At 74.2% G+C, this 16,900-nt stretch carries 15 protein-coding genes; 6 read left to right on the top strand and 9 right to left on the bottom strand.

The annotated features are described in order from the left end of the window. Nucleotides 1-30: 30 nt before the first annotated feature. Nucleotides 31-1,035: an SDR family NAD(P)-dependent oxidoreductase gene (locus AQJ30_RS23575; protein WP_245727031.1), complete on the bottom strand. Its 1,005-nt coding sequence runs from the start codon at nt 1,033-1,035 to the stop codon at nt 31-33. A 354-nt stretch (nt 1,036-1,389) separates the two neighbouring features. Between AQJ30_RS23575 and AQJ30_RS23570 the strand changes: the two genes are divergently transcribed. Then, a complete protein-coding gene (locus tag AQJ30_RS23570; RefSeq protein ID WP_067237507.1) occupies nt 1,390-2,151 on the top strand; it encodes an isocitrate lyase/PEP mutase family protein in 762 nt (253 codons plus the stop codon). A 4-nt stretch (nt 2,152-2,155) separates the two neighbouring features. Here the strand turns inward: AQJ30_RS23570 and AQJ30_RS23565 are convergent, their stop codons facing one another. Next, nucleotides 2,156-2,779 carry a hypothetical protein gene (locus AQJ30_RS23565; RefSeq protein ID WP_067237966.1) on the bottom strand — a complete coding sequence of 208 codons (624 nt, stop codon included), beginning with the start codon at nt 2,777-2,779 and terminating at the stop codon, nt 2,156-2,158. Nucleotides 2,780-3,018: 239 nt separating this feature from the next. Between AQJ30_RS23565 and AQJ30_RS23560 the strand changes: the two genes are divergently transcribed. Further along, nucleotides 3,019-3,876, top strand: a complete 858-nt coding sequence (locus AQJ30_RS23560; RefSeq protein WP_067237505.1) for a glycoside hydrolase family 16 protein — start codon at nt 3,019-3,021, stop codon at nt 3,874-3,876. 13 nt (nt 3,877-3,889) lie between these two features. On the opposite strand, the gene AQJ30_RS23555 is transcribed toward AQJ30_RS23560, so the two are convergent. The 7 genes from AQJ30_RS23555 to AQJ30_RS23525 all read right to left on the bottom strand — a co-directional run bounded on the left by AQJ30_RS23555 (nt 3,890) and on the right by AQJ30_RS23525 (nt 12,534). Continuing rightward, on the bottom strand, nt 3,890-4,606 hold the full coding sequence (locus tag AQJ30_RS23555) for a DUF1345 domain-containing protein (protein WP_067237502.1): 717 nt from the start codon (nt 4,604-4,606) through the stop codon (nt 3,890-3,892). Nucleotides 4,607-4,762: 156 nt separating this feature from the next. Beyond that, entirely contained in the window at nt 4,763-6,061 is a 1,299-nt protein-coding gene (locus AQJ30_RS23550; RefSeq protein WP_067237500.1) for a ThuA domain-containing protein, read from the bottom strand. Between the two features lie 35 nt (nt 6,062-6,096). Next, a complete protein-coding gene (locus AQJ30_RS23545) occupies nt 6,097-7,497 on the bottom strand; it encodes a lectin (protein ID WP_067237497.1) in 1,401 nt (466 codons plus the stop codon). Nucleotides 7,498-7,765: 268 nt separating this feature from the next. Next, on the bottom strand, nt 7,766-9,907 hold the full coding sequence (locus AQJ30_RS23540; RefSeq protein ID WP_067237494.1) for a cellulose binding domain-containing protein: 2,142 nt from the start codon (nt 9,905-9,907) through the stop codon (nt 7,766-7,768). 279 nt (nt 9,908-10,186) lie between these two features. Beyond that, entirely contained in the window at nt 10,187-10,549 is a 363-nt protein-coding gene (locus tag AQJ30_RS23535) for a hypothetical protein (RefSeq protein ID WP_211279082.1), read from the bottom strand. 90 nt (nt 10,550-10,639) lie between these two features. After that, complete coding sequence (locus AQJ30_RS23530; RefSeq protein WP_067237493.1) at nt 10,640-11,428, bottom strand: maleylpyruvate isomerase family mycothiol-dependent enzyme; 789 nt, start codon at nt 11,426-11,428, stop codon at nt 10,640-10,642. Between the two features lie 170 nt (nt 11,429-11,598). Then, nucleotides 11,599-12,534, bottom strand: coding sequence for an ACP S-malonyltransferase (locus AQJ30_RS23525; RefSeq protein WP_067237490.1), 936 nt, complete (start codon nt 12,532-12,534; stop codon nt 11,599-11,601). Between the two features lie 233 nt (nt 12,535-12,767). Here AQJ30_RS23525 and AQJ30_RS23520 point away from each other — a divergent pair, with 233 nt between their 5' ends. From AQJ30_RS23520 to AQJ30_RS23505, 4 genes are all read left to right on the top strand, one after another. After that, nucleotides 12,768-14,384, top strand: a complete 1,617-nt coding sequence (locus AQJ30_RS23520; RefSeq protein ID WP_067237488.1) for an acyl-CoA carboxylase subunit beta — start codon at nt 12,768-12,770, stop codon at nt 14,382-14,384. Then, on the top strand, nt 14,381-14,665 hold the full coding sequence (locus AQJ30_RS23515; RefSeq protein WP_067237485.1) for an acyl-CoA carboxylase epsilon subunit: 285 nt from the start codon (nt 14,381-14,383) through the stop codon (nt 14,663-14,665). Before AQJ30_RS23520 ends, AQJ30_RS23515 begins: the two co-directional genes overlap by 4 nt. Before the next feature lie 113 nt (nt 14,666-14,778). Next, on the top strand, nt 14,779-15,828 hold the full coding sequence (locus AQJ30_RS23510; RefSeq protein WP_067237483.1) for an AfsA-related hotdog domain-containing protein: 1,050 nt from the start codon (nt 14,779-14,781) through the stop codon (nt 15,826-15,828). Beyond that, complete coding sequence (locus AQJ30_RS23505; RefSeq protein WP_211279080.1) at nt 15,825-16,874, top strand: beta-ketoacyl-[acyl-carrier-protein] synthase family protein; 1,050 nt, start codon at nt 15,825-15,827, stop codon at nt 16,872-16,874. The genes AQJ30_RS23510 and AQJ30_RS23505 overlap by 4 nt, the downstream gene beginning before the upstream one ends. The last annotated feature ends 26 nt before the right edge of the window (nt 16,875-16,900 follow it).

Here is a 16,900-nt window from a genome sequence, read left to right as displayed (position 1 = left end):
GGCGGGCGGCGCGGGGCGGGCGGGCGCGCCTCATGCGCGGTCGGCCGGCGTCGTCAGGTCGAGGACGGGGGTCCCGGCCGCCCCGGCGCCCAGCCGGGCGAGGGAGGAGCCCATGGACTCGCTGAGGCTCGCCGGGGTGCGGAACGCCCCGGTGTCGCCGATCCGCGCGAAGCCGTCCCGGACCGCCTCGGGGGTGGGGTCGTGCGTCCACACGACGCCTTCGGTGGCGCCCAGGAAGATCCGGGCGGTGCGGCGGCCGGCCGCGTGCAGGAGGTGGCCGGTGCAGGGGGCGCCCTCGTGGGCCAGCAGGGCCACCACCGGGGCGACGTGCCGGGCGGGGAACAGGTCGGTGAGCAGCGCGGTGGTGCCTGCGTCGTCCCGGACCGCCTCCAGGGACATGCGGGTCGCGGCGACGGGCACGACCGCGTTGACCTTGATGCCGTGGGCGGCGCCCTCGGCCGCCGCGGAGGTGGTCAGGCCGAGCACGGCGCCCTTGCCCGCGGCGTACGCGCTGAGCCCGGTGTCGCCGAACAGGGCCTCGGAGCAGGTGTTGACGATCCGCCCGTACCCGGCGGCGGTCATGTGCGGCCACACGGCCCGCAGCATGTGCCACGTCCCGCCCGCGTGTGTGTCCAGCACCCGCCGGTACTCGTCGTCGGTGAGCTCGGTCAGCGGGCGCAGGATCGAGATGCCCGCGTTGTTGACCAGGGCGTCCAGCCGTCCGAACCGTTCCAGCGCGGCCGCGGTGAGGGCGCGCGCGCCGGCCGCGGTGGCCACGTCGTGCCCGTCCGCCAGGGCCTGCCCGCCGGCCGCGCGGATCTCCTGCGCGACGGCCTGTGCGGGCACGGGGGACGTGCCGTGCCCGTCGGTCGCGGCCCCCACGTCGTTGACGACGACCTGCGCGCCGCGCGCCGCGAGGAGCAGCGCGTATGCGCGGCCCAGTCCCCTGCCCGCGCCGGTCACCACGACCACGCGTCCGTCGAAACGCACCTCGCCACGCTCCTTGCCACGCTCCTCGGCACGTCCTTCGTCCACCGCGACCACCCAGCCCACCCGGCCCTTCGAAAGACGGCGCGCCCGGAGGGGTTTGCCCCCGGGCAACCGCCCACCCTGCCCCCGCCGTTCGCGCCGGGGCAGGGGGCGCGCGGAGCCGGTGGACGCACCCGTGCGCACCCCGGGTGCCGTCGCGCGCCGCGGGCGCCCCCGCGCGATCCGGCACACGCCGTGGCGCGGACGGGGCCGTGTGGTGCGCTGTCGCGGCCTGGCGTACGACGGCGCGGCAGGGCAGCGCGTTCGCGGCGGCGCGCCCGGCACCCGGGATGACGGGCGAGGATCGTGAACGCCCGTCGTCCGCCCGGTGGTCGGCGGTGGCGGGGTAGCGTTGATCGCATGACCCTCCACACCACCGTTGAGCGCGCCCAGCGCCTCAAGCAGCTGCACGCCCAGTACCAGCCGCTCGTGCTGCCGACCGTCTGGGACGTCTGGTCCGCACGCACGGCCGTGGCCGCCGGATTCCCCGCGCTGACCATCGGCAGCCACCCCCTCGCCGACTCCCGCGGCGCCGACGACCACGAGGGGCAGACCTTCGAGGAGGTCGTCGCCGCCGTCGCACCGATCATCGCGGCGGTCGACGTCCCGGTGTCGGTGGACCTGGAGGCCGGGTACGGGCAGAAGCCCGCCGACCTCGTCGCCGGGCTCGTCGAGGCCGGCGGGGCGGGCCTGAACATCGAGGACACCGTCCACTCCGACGGCGGCCGCGTGCGCAGCACCCAGGAGCACGCCGCCTTCGTCGCCGGCCTGCGCGCGGCGGCCGACGACGCCGGCGTCCCGCTCTGGGTGAACGGGCGCACCGACCTCTTCCTGCACGCGCAGGACGCCTCCGCCGTCCTCGACGAGGCGATCGAGCGGCTGCGGGCCCTGGAACAGGCCGGCGCCGACAGCGTCTACCCGGTGGGCATCCAGGACGACGACGCACTGCTGACCGCCGTGACCGGCGCCGTGGGCGTCCCGGTGAACTCCACGGCCCACCCCGTCAAGCACGACCTCGAGCGCTTCCGCCGCCTGGGCGTGGGCCGGGTCACCTACGGCCCGCTGCTGCAGTTCGCCCTGACGGACAGCATGACGGACATGCTCAAGGCCTGGACGCCCTGAAGCGTCAGTAGAGCTTGTTCACCGCCGTCACCGTCGTGGTCTTGAAGTCCGCCACCTGCGCGTCCTTGAAGGTGCCCAGCCGGGCCCAGCGCACGACGGTGACGGTGGCGCCGTCGCGGCCGACCGAGAACAGGGCGATGTCGGAGGAGCCCTGGGCGGAGGCGGTGTGGATGCCGTAGACGTCGGCGCCCTCCTCCACGTCGAGGTGGCCGTAGGACTTCTGCGTCGCCGTGAGGCCGGGGTCCTGGCGCATCAGGGTCTTCGCGCAGCCGGCAAGGTCCTTGCGCAGCAGGGCGGCGAACTCCTTCGACCACTGCTCGCTGCGCCCCTCGACCGTGAGCTGCTGGGCGTTGGTGTCGAGGTCCGTCGTGTACGCGCGGTGCGAGATGATGGACGGCAGCGCCTCGCCCACGCACATCGGCAGCGGGTCGGGCTGCCCGGCGGTGACCGGGCCCGCGGACCAGGGCGAGGCCGGGGAGGGCGGCAGCTCGGCCGGCTCCAGGAAGCGGGGGGTGTCGGACGCCGGGGCGGCCGCGGCGGCCGGGACGGCGGTCGCGGCGACGCCGGCCACGGCCGCGAGCGCGGCGGCGGCCAGGGCGGTGCGGGTGCCTCGGGCGCGGATGTTCATGGTCTCCCCCATCGGTGGTGCCCGGTGGTCCGGGCGGATGCGCGGGCGTGTGCCCCCGCCCCCTGTACGACCGGCCGGCGGCCGGGTGCGTTGTGCGCGGGCCTGCTACGGATCCGTCCCGAATGTCACGGATCGGTCCGCCTGCCGGGGGACGGGCCCCCTCCCCCGCCCCGGCGGCCGCGCCCGCGCACGGGTGCGCCACACTTGAGTCCCCCCGAGCGCCCCGCAGGAGCAGCACGATGAACCGACCCCGCCGCCTGGCGCTCGTCCTGGCGCTGGGCGCACTGCTGGGCGGGTGCGGCACGGCCACGGACCCGCCCTCCCCCCGCGCCACCGCCGAACGGCCTTTCTGGAGCGCCGAGTTCGCGGGGGCGGCCGGTACCCGCCCGTCGGCGGCGTCCTGGAACACCGAGACCGGCAACCGGGAGGCCGAGGGGTGGGGCAACGACGAGCTGCAGTACTACACCGACGATGCGGCCAACTCCGCCCTCGACGGCGCCGGTCACCTCCTGGTCTCGGCGCGGCGCGCCCCCGCCGGCGCGCGACTGCCCTGCTACACGCAGGAGTCGTGCCCGTGGACCTCCGCCCGGCTCACCACCGAGGGGAAGGTGGCGCTGCGCCGCGGGCGGGTGGAGATCCGCGCGAAGCTGCCCACCGGCACCGGGCTGCTGCCCGCGCTGTGGATGCTCGGCGACAACGGCGTGGAATGGCCCGGGCAGGGGGAGATCGACATCTGCGAGGTGGTGGGCGCGGAGCCGCGCACGGTGTACGGAACCGCGCACGGGCCGAGTTACTTCAACGAGCACGGGATCGGCGGCTCCACCGCCCTGCCCGGTGACGCCTCGCGGGACTTCCACGTCTACGCCGTCGACAAGCAGCCGCACCGCATCACCTGGTCCGTCGACGGCGAGCCGTACTTCACGCTGACCCCGTCGAAGCTGCCCCGGCCCGGGGACTGGGTCTTCGAACAGGACCTGCACCTGCTGCTCAACGTCGCCGTCGGCGGCGACTGGCCCGGCCCGCCGGACCGCTCCACGCCCTCGCCGGCGACGATGACGGTGGACTACGTGCGCCTGTACGGCGAGGGCGCGGCCTGAAGCCGGGGGGCGGTCAGTGCAGGATGCTCACCGCGCGGGCGATGACCAGGAGCGAGGTGATCAGGGCCGAGACGCTCTGGATGCTCATCAGCAGCTTCGCGCGGCTGGACAGGGGCATCGTGTCGGTCGGGCTGAACGCGGTGGAGTTGGTGACGGAGACGTAGAGGTAGTCCACGAGGGTGGGGACCCAGTCGGAGGTGCCGCTGGCGCCGTCGGCGACTTCCTGGATGGCGTCGTCGTTCTCGTCCTGGGAGAAGCGGAAGTCCGCCAGCGGCAGGGCCGAGCGGGGCAGCTGGGTGCGGCTGACCGGGCCGCCGCGGTCCAGCTCCCAGTAGGCCAGGCCGAAGACGATGACGTTGGTCAGCCACACCTGCAGGGCCGCCACCAGCAAGGACTTGCCGTCCTTGACGCCGGCGGAGACCAGCTCGTGGACCAGGATGACCAGCGCCACCAGGTTGCTGACGGCGATGAGGCCCACCAGGGTGAGGGACAGCACCCGGAACGCCCTGGTCTGCCGGGTCAGCCGCGTGGGGTTGATGGCGACGAGCGGGACGAGCAGCAGGCACTCCAGGGCGGGCAGCACGTAGCGCGGGGCGACGAGCAGCTGCTCGGGCAGGAACAGGTACAGGCCGATCGCGGTGAGCGTCGCGACGACCGCGGGCAGCCGTACCTCGCCCCTGCGTTCGTGCCGGGGATGCCGGGTGCTCGCCTCCCTGCGCGTGCGTGCCATACCGACCGGTCCTTCCCCTCGCCGCCACTGACAGCGCCAGGGGGCCCGCCCCGTCGTGCGGTGCAGGTCACCTGGCACCTGAAGCATCTACCCCCGGGACGGCGCTTGCCCGCCACCGCGCCCGGCGGCGGGGCCGGCGGCGGGGCCGGCGGCGGGTCAGGCGGCGGTCGCGGTGAAGCTCTGTGCGGCCGAGCCGTCGCAGGTGCGCTGGGTGAGCTGCGTGCCGGCGGTGGCGGTGGCGGCCGCGGTCAGGCACTTGCCGCTGTGGCGGGCGGTGAAGTGGTAGCGGCCGGCGGCCTCCTTGACGGGGAGCCACTGCTGGTTCTGCCCGCCGGTGTACGACCACAGCTGCAGGGGGGCGTCGTCGGCGCCGGAGACGTCGGTGACGTCGATGACCTGCTGCGGGCTGGGGCGTACGCCGATGCGCCGGTATCCGCTGTCGGTCGCGGCGAGCCGGAACTGCTGGGCCTGGGTGCCGTTGCAGGTGTACTGCTGGACGGCGGTGCCGTTGGCGGTGGCGGCGGCGCGGGCGTCGACGCAGGTGCCGTTGCCGGCGTTCGTCAGCGTGTACCAGGACGTCTCGGAGAGCGTGTCGTCCGGCGGGGTGGTGGTGCCGGCGCCGCCGAGCCACTTCAGCCCGTCCAGCAGGAAGCGGTTCTGGGTGGCGCTGGCGAACGTCGAGGAGGTGCGGGTGTTGGTGGCGTAGTTCATCGCGTTGTGGCCGAAGTTCGCGTACAGCATGCGGTACTTCGTGTTGGTCCACAGGATCGGGTAGTAGCCGCTGTACCAGGACTGGTCCGGGTCGGTGCCCAGCGGGAAGCTGCTGGGGTCGACCGAGGCGAGGACCGTGATGTCAGGGTTGTTCCGCAGGTCGTTGGACCAGCTGTACCACTCGCTGACCGACGAGGTGAAGGTGGCGGGCAGGTTCACGGTGGAGGGGTGGGTGCGGTCCTCGACCTTCAGGGTCGCGGCCGTCGGTCCCCAGGTGTTGGAGCGGAAGGTGCCGCTGCCCAGGAACTGGTCGTGGTACCAGGGCCAGCTCGCCGCGTCCGTGGTGAAGGCGGAGACGTGGAAGCCCATCCAGGCGCCGCCGGAGCGCATGTACCGCTCGAATCCGGCGCGTTGGGCGGCGCTCTGCGGCAGGTCGTCGAGGAACAGGACGACCTGGTAGGCGTTGACGCCGCCGTCGGCGAGGAGGTTCCAGTCGTTGCTGGCGGTGTAGGTGAAGCCGTTCGCGGCCGCCTGCCGGGGCAGCCAGTCGTTGGCCTCCTTCTCGAAGTCGATGTGGGCCGCGTCCCAGGTGCCGCTGTACAGGCCGAGGACCTTGAAGGGGGCCGCCGCGCCGGCGGCGTGCGCGGCGGGCGGTGCGGCGACCGTGAGGAGGGCCGCGAGCAGGAGGAGGATCCGCAACGCGGTGCGGGCGGGTGCGGGTCGGGCGGGGTGCGGGGGGTGCATCTGCCGATCGGTCCTTTCGTCCCGGTCCCGGGGTGTCAGCCGGTGTACTTGGCGAGGATGCCGGTGAACTGCCAGGCGCTCTGGGCCACGCCCGAGCAGGTGTCGTCGTTCGGGTAGGCACCGGAGCAGGGCCGGTCGCGGTTGGCCGACCAGAACGTCAGGCGTGCGAGGTGGTGCTGCTGGGCGTAGCCGAGGATGGTCTGGAAGTCGGCCGGGGTGACGGTCTCGCCGACGTCGGTGATGCCGTTCATGGAGGAGATGCCCATGCCGCGGTAGGCCTGGTCGTCGCTGTAGCCGTAGGCGTTCTTCAGGGCGTTCTTCAGGCCCTCGGCCGCCCGGGTGGTGAGGGTGCCCATGTTCTGGCCCGCGCCGCCGAAGTCGAACGGCATGATCGTCCAGCTGTCCACGGTGAGACCGGAGTTCGCGGCCCGGTTGATCAGGCTCGTGTCGGGCCCGGACTGGTCGGTGCCGATGGTGACGTACACCTTCAGGCCCGGGTTGGCGGCCTTGACGGTTTTCAGCGCGTCGACGGTGCGCTGCTGGACGGTGGCGTTGCCGTAGGCGTCGGCCTCCAGGTCGATGTCGATGGCCTTGAGGCCGTAGGCGTTGATGACCTTCTGGTAGGCGCCGGCGAGTGCGGAGGCGCTGGTGCAGGAGCTCTCCAGCTTGTTGCCGCTGTAGCCGCCGAAGGAGGGGATGACGTCGCCGCCGTTGGCGCGGACGGTGGTGATGGTCTGCTGGTCGACGCCGCCGGTGAGCGGGCGGGCGCCGTCCCACTGGGGGTTGCAGGTGCCGTTGCTGAGGACGAAGGCGAGGGTGAACCACTTGACGCCGGTGGCGTTCATGATGGTGACCGGGCTGGGCGGGCTGCCCCAGCCGTTGTAGAGGTAGGGGGCGACGGCCATCGGTGCGGCGGCGGGGGGTGTGCCGTCGCCGGCCGCCGGTGCGGTCCACTTCTGGTTGGCGGCGCCGGTGCAGCTCCAGATCTGGACGGGGGTGCCGTTGGCGGCGGTGTTGCCGGTGACGTCGGCGCACTTGCCGGACTGTCGGCCGACGAGGTCGCGGGCGGCGGTGACGGTCCACTTCTGGTTGGCGCCTCCCGTGCAGTCCCACAGCTGCAGCCGTGCTCCGTCGGCGGTCGAACCGCCGGTGACGTCGAGGCACTTGCCGAGGGCGCGGAGGGTGCCGTCGGTGCCGACGGTCCACTGCTGGGCGGCGGTGCCGTTGCAGTCGTAGAGCTGGACGGCGGTGCCGTTGGCGGAGTTGGCCCCCGCCACGTCGAGACACTTGCCGCCCAGTCCGGTGACGGTGCCGGTCGCCGCCGTGGCGGGGGTCGCGGTGAGGGCGCCCGCCGAGCCCGCGAGCAGCGCGGTGACCAGGACGGCGCGCAGCGCGGCCCTGCGGGCGGGGGCGGGGGCAAGGGCGGGTGCGGGCATGGGGGGATGAGGGAGCGTGGGGCGCATGGGGGTTCACAGCCCTTCGGGGGAAGGCCAGCGGTGGGGGGTCGGCAGCACACGGGAGTTCACGTGGGTGAACGCCGGGTGCACTCGTGAAGCTGTGGCGCACTGGAACCTAAAGGTCTGGACCAAAGCCGTCAAGAGATGAAGCCGAGATGGCCGCCGACGCGGGCGCGCCCGCAGGGACTTGAACACAAGGGGACCCCGGTCCGGAGGCACACTGCCGTACCCCCGGACCGGAGGGCCGTCAACTGCCCGAGCACACGGCGCCGTTGAGACGGAGGGCCGTGGGGCCGGGGTTGGGGCCGTCGTTGGCGCCGACGAATCCGAAGGAGGCCGTCGACGCGCCGTCCGCGGCCAGCGCTCCCGCGCCCTCGGGGGCGGTCACCCGTACGTGCCGGCCGGTCTGCGTGAAGGTGGCGTTCCAGCCGGAGGACACCGACTGGCCGTCGGCCGGCCAGTCCCAGTCGAGCGTCCAGCCGGTGACCGCGGTGGCGGAGAGGTTGCGGACGCTCACCGTGGCCACGAACCCGTTGCCCCAGCCCGTGTCGCGGTGGTAGGTCACCGCGCAGACGGCGTCGGACGGGGTGCCGGTGGTGAACGTCAGCGGGTCGGAGGGCGCGGCGAGCCGGCCCGAGGCGTCCGCGGCCAGCACGTCGACGGTGTGCGTGCTGCCCGCGGGCAGGTTGCGCAGCGTCACCGAGGTGCCGGTGCTCTCGCCGACCGTCCAGGTGTGCGCGCCGTCGCGTTCCTGGACCAGGTAGCGGGCCGCCCCGGGTGCGCCCGCCCAGGACAGGCGTGCCGTGGTGTCGGTGACCGCCTCCAGCCGCGGCGTGCCCGGCGTGCCGGCCGCCGAAGCGCCCGGTCCCGTGCCGGACTTGGGGCTGAGCGTGACGGTGAGCATCCCGTACGCCGGCACCGTGACCCGTGAGGCGGTCGCCCCGGTGCCGGTGACGTCGGTGATGTCGCTGTCGCCGCGGGCGTACCGGCGTGCGGCGGGGGTGGCGGCGGAGGGGGTGAAGCCCGTGTAGGCGAGGTCGACGGTCCGCGCGGCGTCCGGGTTCTTGTTGATGAGCAGGACGCTCAGGCGCCCGTCGCGGCGGTGCACGGCGTGTGCGGAGACGTCCTGCGCGGAGGACGCGGCGGCGACCATGGTGTCGCCCGTGGTGCCCAGTTCGCTCGTCATCTTCATGCCGACGTACGGGTGGAACGGCGTGTTCGCGGGCGGCTGGCAGAGCGCGTCGCCGCACGCGCCGCTGGAGAGCATGCCCATGTCGCCGTAGTCGGTCTCCCCGTCCACGGTGCTGATCCGGCCCGGCCCGTTGTGGGTGTTCCACCAGTCGACGGTGAACACCCCGTTCTCCAGTGCCGTGGCGAAGGCGTCCGCGGCGAACAGGCCATTGGGGCGCGCGGTGAGCAGGGCGCCGCCGGTGTTGGTGTTGACCTCGGTCAGGGCGATGCCGATGCGCGGGGAGTCGGCGCCCGCGTACCGGTCGAGCTGGCGGCGCACCTCGCGCAGTTCGCCGGGCAGCCGGGTCAGGCGGGACAGGGCGGCGTCGGCGGTGGTGTCGGAGCCGCCCGCGTACCAGTGCACGCTGACGAAGTCGATGACGTCGGTGACCTGGGAGAGCACGGTGTGGTTCCAGTCGCCCGGATCGCCCGGGCCGACGACGCCGTCGGGCCAGTTGCCCGGTGCGGTCAGGACCGCGCCGATCTTCACGCCCGGGTCGACGGCCTTCATCGCGGCGGCGTAGGCGCGGACCTGGCGGGCGTACTCCTGGGGGCTCTTGTCGGCGTGCTCGTCGTGCTCCCAGCCGCTGCCGTAGTGGTCGTTGCCGTAGATCTCGTTGCCGATCTCCCAGTACTTCGCGCCGTAGCCCTTGGTGACGTTGGCGTAGCGGACCCAGCCGGCCGCCTCCTCGGGCGTGCCCGAGCCGTAGTTGGCGATGAGGACGGGCTGGGCGCCGGTGGCGCGGACGGTGCCCATGAACGCGTCGAACCCGGTGCCGGGCGCGACGTACCCGCCGGGCGCGGTGTGCGTCTGCCAGTGGTAGATGTCGGCGTACGAGCCGCCCGGGTAGCGCATCGCCCCCACGCCGGCCTGCTTCATCAGGGTCGCGACCTCGGGGTCGTTCATGTGGGAGTCCCAGACGGCGGCGTTGACCCCGCGCGCGGTGCCGGTGAGCCGGCCCAGCGAGGCCTGCGCATCGACCTGGACCTCGACGTCCGCGGCGGGCTCCTCCCCCGCCGCGGCCGAGGCGGCGCCGGCGGCGGCGAGCGGGGACAGCAGGGCGAGCGCGGCGGCCAGGGCGGCGGCGGTGCGCACGAGCGGACGGGGGCGGCGGGGGCGGGAGCGGCCGGGTCGGCCGGATCTGCGCGGTAAGGGCATGGGGGTCCCCCCTCAGGGGCCGGCGGCGAGGGCGTGTGAGCGGTGACGAGCGGTGGGAGCGCTCCCATGATGGGAGGGGGGTGTTGCCCTGTCAACGGACGGGACGGCCGGGACGCAGGGCGGCCGGGCCTGTGCGGGGGCGGGGTGGGTGTGGGGTTGCGTCCGCGGGCCGCGCCGGCACCGGCCCGTAGCCGGCCCGCGGGCCGGCTACGGGCCGTCTCGCGCCGGGAGCGTGGTGCGGGCGGCGGCGCGGTCACCCGGTGACGGTGCGGGCTGCGGTCAGCAGAACCAGCCGTTCTGCACGAACCCTTCCGCGTTGACGTCGCCCCAGGCGAAGCCGCGCACGTACTCGCTGCCGAACTCCGCGTAGTTCTGGTGCATGGTGAAGGTCTGGCCGTAGGTGAGCCGGGCGAACGCCGGGCCGCCGTAGGAGCTGCGGACCTCGAGTGTCTGGGCGCAGACGGTCAGGCGCTGGCCGACGTTGCCGTCGTGCGCCCAGCGGTAGGGGCCGCCGGCGTAGGCGGCGGACTGGGTGAGGGCGAGCATCAGCGCGGTGAGGACGGCGGTGACGGCGGTGAGCAGGCCCGCCAGGGCGGCTCGGGGCATCCGCTCGGACGGGTGGCGCAAGGCTGACGCGGGCACGGGGCTGTCTCCTCGGCTCGGGGTGGCACGGCACGCACACGGTAGGTGAACGGCCGCGCCCCGCGCAGCAGGTGACGTTCCGTCAGGTCGCTACTCTTCGGGGTCCCAGGCGCGCAGCAGGTCGAGCAGGGAGGCGTCCCCGTCGATGTGCACGTCGTCGGCGGGGATGCGGTCGTAGAGGTAGAGGACCAGGTCGCCGGCGGTGGCGCTGACGCGGGCGCCGGGGGTGCCGTCCGGGGCCCCGCCGGTGGTGGGCAGGCGGGTGGGGCGGGCGCCGTCCGCGTCGAGCGTGAGGCGCCAGGAGCGGCCCTCGCTGGCGTGGAAGTCGAAGGCGGTGGGCTCGTGCGGCCAGGCGGCCGTCGTCGCGCAGCAGGTGGACAGGAACTCGTCGACGCCGTCGAGTGCGACCTGCTGGGCCAGCGGCTGCGGGGCGCCCAGGACGACCTGGACGTCGTAGGTGTGCACCGCGGTCTCCTGGAGCCGGTGCCGGGCGACGGCGCCGGCGTTCTGCGGCGAGTGCGAGGCACCCCACCAGGTCCAGCACCCGCGTTGCGGGCCGGCCTCCCGCAAGGCGTTCAGCAGCAGGTGCGTCGACTCCTGCGACCAGTCCAGCAGGGCCGCGCGGTCGCGGGGCGCGGTCAGGGCGGCCCGCTCGGCGATGGCCCTGGCCGGAGGGACGTCGGCGGGGCCCGCGCCGAGGACGGCGGCCCAGAAGCGGTCCCCGCCGCCCAGGTGGTGCACCAGGTCGTACAGCGTCCACTCGGGGCAGGTGGGCACCTGCGCGTCGAGGGTGGGCGCGGAGGCGACCGCGGCGCGAAAGGCACTCGCCCGTTCGTCCGTCAGTCGCCGCAGGTCGGAGAACTCCAGTGTCGTGGCCACAGCCGGTGTCTATCACCGTGCTCCGCCGGCCGGACAGTGAATATCGCCACCGGCGCGGCGGGAGCGGTCCTCCCGGCCCTCGCGACCGGGACACAACGGGCCAAGAGCGGCAGCGGGCGCCGCCGGGGGCGAGGGGCGCGGTGCGGGCGGGGGGCGCGGTGCGGGTGCCGTCAGGCGCCCTGGACGGCCGGTGCCCTGAAGCGGAGCGACTCGGCGTCGGGCAGGTTGCGGCGGGTCAGGGCGGAGAGGGTGGTGCCGGGGCCGATGTCCAGGAACGTCGTGGCCGCCAGGGTCTCGTTCAGGACGCGCAGGGTGGCCGTCCAGTGGACCGGGCCGGTGAGCTGGCGGGTGCACAGCTCACGCCAGTGCGGGCCGCCCTCGTGGACGGTGGCGTCGACGTTGGCGACGACCGGGAGGGTTCCCGGCGTGAACTGCGTCAGGTCCAGGGCCTGGCGCAGCGGGGTGGCGGCCGGGGCCATGAGCGGGGTGTGGCAGGCCGCGGTGACCGGCAGGACGGTGCAGCGCAGGCCCGCCCCGGCCGCGCGGTCCACGGCCTCCTGGACGGCGGTGCGGCTGCCCGCGATGACCGTCTGCTGGGGGCTGTTGTGGTTGGCCACCCACAGGTCGCCCCCGGCGGCGGCCACCAGCGCCTGGACCGCGTCCGGGCCGGCGCCCATCACCGCGGCCATCGCGCCGGGGCGCAGCCGGGCGGCGTCCGCCATGGCGCGGCCGCGCTCGCCCACCAGCCAGGCGCCGTCGGCCACCGACAGCACGCCCGCCGCGACCAGTGCCGCGTACTCGCCCAGACTGTGGCCGGCCACGGCCACCACGTCGGCCTCCGGATCGGTGCGGCGGAACTCGGACCAGGCCAGCAGGGAGGCGGTGAACACCGAGATCTGGGCGTGGTCGGTGCGCGAGAGCGTCTCCTGGTCCGCCGCCAGCAGCAGGTGGGCCACGTCGAAGCCGGAGGCGCGGGAGACCTCCTCCACCAGGGCCCAGGACGGGCTGTCGCGCCAGGGTTCGCCCATGCCGGGGCGCTGCACGCCCTGGCCGGGGAACAGGACGGCGATCCGGGGGGCGGCCGGTTCCTCGATGTGCGTCTCCATGGTTTTTCCTTCGTCGGTCCAAGGGGTGGTCCGGGTCATCTTCCGCGGCCTTTCCTCAAGGGGCGGCCAAGGGGCGGAACGGTATTCACCACGCGCTCGCTCAAGGACCGCACAAAAGTATTTCCGGCGGCCTTTTTCCCGGCTTGAGTCAGGCATTGCCGCGCAGGGCCGACTCTCGTTGTCGTGATCCACCGACGGAATGACGAAACGGCATACGGGACGGGAGGCGTTGCATGACCACCGTGGTCGAAAAACCCCCGCAGAACGCGGCCGGGGCCGCACCACAGCCCCTGCGGGCCGACACCATGCACGTGCGGGTGGAGGAGCTGCGCAGGCTGCGGGCCGAGGTGCACGCCGGGCCCGGGCAGCGCGCCACCGAGGCGCAGCACGCACGCGGCAAGCTCACCGCCCATGAGCGCGTCGAACTGCTGCTGGACGAGGGGTCGTTCACCGAGCTGGAGTCGCTGCGGCGGCACCGCGCCACCGGGTTCGGGCTGGAGGACAGGCGGCCGCACACCGACGGTGTCGTCACCGGCTGGGGCACCGTCGAGGGGCGCCAGGTGTTCGTCTACGCCCACGACTTCAGGATCTTCGGCGGCGCGCTCGGCGAGTCGCACGCCGCGAAGATCCACAAGCTGATGGACCTCGCGGAGGCCTCGGGCGCGCCCCTGGTGAGCCTGTGCGACGGGGCCGGCGCCCGCATCCAGGAGGGGGTGACGGCGCTGGCGGGGTACGGCGGGATCTTCAGCCGCAACGCCCGTTCCTCCGGCGTCATCCCGCAGATCAGCGTCATCCTGGGGCCGTGCGCGGGCGGTGCCGCCTACTCGCCGGCGCTGACCGACTTCACCTTCATGGTGCGGGGCGTGTCGCAGATGTTCATCACCGGGCCGGACGTGGTGCGCGCCGTCACCGGTGAGCGGGTCAGCATGGACGAGCTGGGCGGCGCCGACGTGCACGCCTCGGTGTCGGGGGTGGCCGCGTTCGCCTACGACGACGAGGTGAGCTGCCTGCAGGACGTGCGCCACCTGCTGTCGTACCTGCCCTCCAACAACCGCCAGGCGCCGCCCGTGCTGCGCGGGGAGGACCCGGCCGAGCGGCGCACCGACCGCCTGGCCGACCTGGTGCCGGCCGACCCCGCGCGCGGCTACGACGTGCGGGAGGTCATCGAGGAACTGGTCGACGACGGCGACTTCTTCGAGACCCACCCCACCTGGGCGGCCAACGTGGTGTGCGCGCTGGCCCGGATCGACGGGCACGTCGTCGGGGTGGTCGCCAACCAGCCCCTGGTCAGCGCGGGCGTCCTGGACATCCGCGCCAGCGAGAAGGCCGCCCGGTTCGTGTCGCTGTGCGACGCGTTCAACATCCCGCTGGTCACCCTGCTGGACGTGCCGGGGTTCCTGCCCGGGGTGGAGCAGGAGCACAACGGGATCATCCGGCACGGCGCCAAGCTGCTGTACGCGTACTGCAACGCCACCGTGCCGCGCATCCAGCTGATCCTGCGCAAGGCCTACGGCGGTGCCTACATCGTCATGGACTCCCGTTCGGTGGGCGCGGACCTGTCGTTCGCCTGGCCCACCAACGAGGTGGCGGTGATGGGCGCGGAGGGCGCCGCCAACGTCGTCTTCCGGCGCCGTATCGCCGAGGCCGACGACCCCGCCGCGATGCGCGCGCGGATGGTCCAGGAGTACCGCTCGGAGCTGATGCACCCCTACTACGCCGCCGAACGCGGGCTCGTCGACGACGTGATCGAGCCCGGTGAGACCCGCGCCGTGCTCGCCCGCGCGCTGGAGATGCTGCGCACCAAGCACCGGGCGCTGCCCCAGCGCAAGCACGGGATCACCCCGCTGTGAGCGCCCGACCGGCAGCCGCCGCTGCCCCGACCGGCGCCGTACGGACGGCCGTTGACGCGGCCGGGCCGCGGGAGCTGCTGCGCGAGGCCGCGTTCCGCGTGGTGCGCGGCAACCCCGACGCCGACGAACTCGCAGCGCTCGTCGCCGTCCTGGTGGCGCTGCACGGCCGCGCAGACGCTGCCGCCGCCGGTACCGACGGCGACGCGGCCGGTGCCGCGCCGCGGGCCACCTGGGACCGGGCCGGGCACGCCTGGCGCAGCCCGCTCGCCTGGGTGCTTTGAGCCCGCTTTTAGTGAGCGCTTTGCCGACCCACCCGACAATGGAAACAGAGCGAGGGAAAAGGGAATCGACGTGGATTCCCGGGAGACTCGCGCCGCCTCAGGAGGACGAAGAAATGAACCCCGCCGAACGCAAGACGTGTCTGCCGGGTGCCGCGAACCTCGAATTCATGCGGACCGTGGACCGTTCCCTGCTGCACCGCTGGGCGCTCTCGGAGGTGTTCCTCACCGACGCCCGCAAGACCGGTGACGAGGAGTACCTCGCCGCCGCCCAGCTGCCCCCGCTGCACGCTTATTACACCGAGCACGGCTCGCGGCTGAACGCGCCCGACCCGATGCTGCTGCTGGAGTGCTGCCGGCAGGCGGAGACCTACGGCGGCCACGAGTACGCCGGTGTCTCGCGCCAGAGCAAGTTCCTGCTGCGCAACTGGTCGATGGAGCTGCCGGGTCTGCTGACCCTGCCGCAGGAGGAGCGGCCCGGTGAGCTGCGGATCTCGGTGCGCACCAGCAACCGCCGCGGCACCCCCGGCGACGTGCGCCGGCTGTCGTTCGGCATCGACATGAAGCTCGCCCAGCGCTGCCTGGGCTTCGTGCGGATGGACGTGGGCTACATCCCCGCCGAGGTCTACGACCAGGTGCGCCTGCAGGGCCGCGGTCGGCCGCTGGTGCCGTTCAAGGACCTGCCGCGCCAGACCTCCTACGTCACCCCCCACCTGGTGGGCCGCAGCGACCCGGCCAACGTCGTCCTCGCCGACGCGACCGTGGGCAGCGACAACGCCACCGCGACGGTGCGGGTGCCGCTGGACAACCGCAGCATGTTCGACCACGGCCAGGACCACGTGCCCGGCATGGTGCTCATGGAGGCCGCCCGGCAGCTGTGCCTGCTCGGGGTGTCGGACCTGTGGGGCGCCTCGGTCAGCCGCAGCACGGTCGCCGGGTTCGAGTTCTCCTTCACCCGCTACGCCGAGCTCGACTCCCCCACCACCGTGCACATCCGCAAGACCGAGCCCTACGCGCACGAGGACAACCTCAGCCTGATGCTGCCGGACCTGCGGACCTTCCACATCGACTTCGAGCAGGACGGCGACGTCATCGCCTCCGGGCAGATGCACACCACCACCGCCTCCACCGGCACCGCGCTCCTCGAGGGCGAGGAGTGCCTGTGAGCACCGACGGCGCCGCGGGGCCGGCGGTGTGGCTGGTGCCCGCCCAGTGGCTGCCGCCGACGGCCGAGAAGACGGCCGACGCGCTGGCCGCCGGGCGGATCACCGCCGAGGAGGCCGACGCGATGGGCTATGAGCAACTGCCCGTCTCCGACGGCCCGTCGGCCCCCGAGATGGCGGTGCGCGCCGCCCGGCGCGCCCTGGCGCGGGCCGGCCTGCCGGCCGAGGGCATCGGCGCCCTGTGGCACGCCTGGACCTACTACCAGGGCCACGACTTCTGGTCGCCCGCGCACTACGTCGCCGCCCGCACCGGCGCCCTGGACGCCGTCCCCACCGGCGTGCAGCAGATGTGCAACGGCGCGGGGGCGGCCCTGCGCGGCGCGCTGCACCAGCTCACCGCGCAGCCCGGCGGCGGGCCGGTGCTCATCACCACCGCCGACCGCTTCGCACCTCCCGGCTTCGACCGGTGGCACGGCGACTACGGCGTCTGGTACGGCGACGGCGCCACCGCCGCGGTCGCCGGCACCGGGGCGGCCCCGGCCGGCGCGCTCACCCTGTGCGCCCTGGTCACCCGGGCGGCGCCGGAGCTGGAGAGCGCCCACCGCGACACCGACGCCTTCCACCCGGCGCCGCACACCCGCAGCGCCGCGGTGGACGTGCGCCGCACCAAGAAGGCGTTCCTCGCCGCGCAGGGCGGCCGGCAGGCCTTCCTGGGCCGGCTGCGGCACGAGACCACCGCGGTCCTCGCCGACGCCCTGGCCGAGGCCGGCCAGGGCGGCGCGGGGCGGCTGAGCAGCGTGCTGCTGCCGCGGCTCGGGCGGGCCACCGCCCGCGACGTCTACGGCCCCGCCGTCGCCGAGGTCACCGACGCGCCCGTCGCCGACCTGGGCGAGCGCACCGGGCACCTGGGCGCCGGGGACCTGCTGTCCAACCTGGCGGCGCTGGCCGACGACAGCGGCCCGCACCGTCTGCCGCCCGGCGGGTGCGCGGCCGTGCTGAGCGCGGGCGCCGGGTTCACCTGGAGCGCGGCCGTCGTGCGCCGCACCTGACCCCCGCGGCCCCCGGCCCGCCGGAG

The sequence above is a fragment of the Streptomyces longwoodensis genome (genome assembly GCF_001514125.1).
Classification (GTDB): Bacteria; Actinomycetota; Actinomycetes; order Streptomycetales; family Streptomycetaceae; genus Streptomyces; species Streptomyces longwoodensis.
This window is presented reverse-complemented; position numbering and strand designations above follow the sequence as displayed.